The organism is Campylobacter concisus, from assembly GCF_002913045.1.
In the GTDB taxonomy this organism is placed as follows: Bacteria; Campylobacterota; Campylobacteria; order Campylobacterales; family Campylobacteraceae; genus Campylobacter_A; species Campylobacter_A concisus_AP.
The window spans coordinates 1-442 of record NZ_PPAF01000013.1; the positions used below are offsets into that span (position 1 = coordinate 1).

The window sequence follows — 442 nt, forward strand, 5'->3', positions numbered from 1 at the left end:
AATCTTAAATGGCGATCATAGCAAGGTTTATGACAAAGAAGAAGACAAGAGAACAGAAGAGGCGACAAGAGCTTGGTATAAAGATGACAAAGCACTTCATACAGATGAGGGCGAGACTGAGGAAAACTACACAGGCCTTAGTGACGGCGAGAGAAGAGACGCCGAGGGCAAACTAGCACATAGTAAGCTTTTTGATACAAAAGGTAAATAGAGCTGGATTAAAGCACCAAGATATGATGACATGCATATGCAAGTAGGTCCAATAGCAAGTATCGTTATAAACTACGCTAGAGGCAACGAGAGAGTTAAAAAAGTAGTTGGCGAGTTTTTAGCAAAGAGTGGCTTGCCATTGAGTGCAGTTTTCACAACGCTAGGCAGAACCGCTAATCGTATGCTTGAGGCAAAGGTAGTTGCAGAGAATACAATGGATGCATTTAATGCG

1 pseudogene is annotated in these 442 nt (G+C 42.3%); it reads left to right on the top strand.

Going from position 1 to position 442, the window contains the following annotated elements:
* Positions 1-442 (top strand): annotated as a pseudogene (locus CYP43_RS02105) (nickel-dependent hydrogenase large subunit); the annotation flags it as partial.